The sequence below is a fragment of the Synechococcus sp. OH2 genome (assembly GCF_047462155.1).
Taxonomy (GTDB): domain Bacteria; phylum Cyanobacteriota; class Cyanobacteriia; order Thermostichales; family Thermostichaceae; genus Thermostichus.
Genome location: NZ_JANSIR010000049.1, coordinates 7,438 through 8,794, shown reverse-complemented (window position 1 = coordinate 8,794; position 1,357 = coordinate 7,438). Strand labels below are relative to the sequence as shown.

The following is a 1,357-nucleotide window of genomic DNA, read 5'->3' as shown; positions in this document are numbered from 1 at the left end:
CCCGCCTACGCGGTGGGGTAGTTCATGAAGCTGGCTTTTGCCCTGTAGCTATGCAAGCTGCATGAGCTTACGGGCTTTTCTACCCGGCACTCAAGTACAGGGCCACCAAACTATCCCGTTGGGAAACCCACCAGGCTCAGGTTCAAGCCCTGGAGTCGGATCCCGGCAGGCAGCTCATTTGTTAATTGGGACTTGCCACTTTCCCTTCCTGAGCGCTACTGACGTCTCCGGGGACGGATGGTTGAGACAACCGCCCCCTCAGGGATCCCGTCGTGTCACAATGGGTAAAAATTGGCTTTGTGTCTTGGCGCTGTGCTCAAGCCCCTCTACTACCGCGAGATCCCTTGCCCAGATACCGCTCAAGTGCTGCGCTGGCTGCAGGAGCACCTGCCTCTGCCTATGGGCAGCCAAAAGGTGCTTACCCCCAGCGGTCTGCGCCTAGAGGGATCCGGAGCCAAGCTGGCCGCTTTCCTCTGGTCGGGGCTGAACACCACCTATCTCAAGATCTTTCAGTGGTCAGAGCGGCCTTTCCCCCGGCAGAACCGCTGGCTAAAGGAAGTGGAGAGGGCGATCCAAAGCCAATTTCCCCACCGCTACCCGCAGTTGCCAGAGGTCGATCCCAGCCAGGGATCCATCTTTGAGCAACTGGAGCCTTTTTACCCGCAGACGGTAAAGTACTTCCGCCGCATTCCCAACGGCGAGTTCGACCTGCAGCGGGTTTACTGGTGGGAGAAGCGCTGGCGGGAAGAAGTGCAATCCCCCCATCCTCAGCGGCAGCCGGTGCTGTTTCGCCAGCCGGCCCCTGAACCTGCCCCCTTGGAGTGGGACTTGGTGATTGTGGGCGGGGCGTTGGGGGCCATCTACGGCGCAGCCATGGCCCGCCTAGGCTATCGCGTAGCCTTGGTGGAACGGCTCCCCTTTGGCCGCATGAATCGGGAGTGGAACATTTCGCGGCGGGAGCTGCAGACGCTGGTGGAGTTTGGCCTCCTCAGCCCTGAGGAGATGGAGAGCCTCATCCTCAGGGAATACACCGATGGGTTTAACAAGTTTTTTGATGGCAACAGCCCCGTGCGCGCCCCCGTCTTGCACACGCCGACGGTGCTCAACCTGGCCATTGATGCCGAAAAGCTCCTGCAGCTCTGTGGTCAAATCTTGAGATCCAGGGGTGGTGCCATCTACGAGCGCAGCGAGTTTCAGCGGGCCTACATCGAGGAGCAGGGCGTCACAGTGGTGGTTAAGGACTTAACCACTCAAGAAGCGTTCTCTCTGGGATCCCGCCTGTTGGTGGATGCCATGGGGACGGCCTCCCCCATTGCCCAGCAGCTCTACGGCCGCCGCGCCTTTGACAGCGTCTGCC

At 60.4% G+C, this 1,357-nt stretch carries 1 protein-coding gene; it reads left to right on the top strand.

The window, feature by feature from the left end; all coding sequences use genetic code 11:
• Nucleotides 1-291: 291 nt before the first annotated feature.
• A partial coding sequence (locus NW835_RS03820) for an FAD-dependent oxidoreductase (RefSeq protein ID WP_414414567.1) occupies nucleotides 292-1,357 on the top strand: 1,066 nt, incomplete at its 3' end.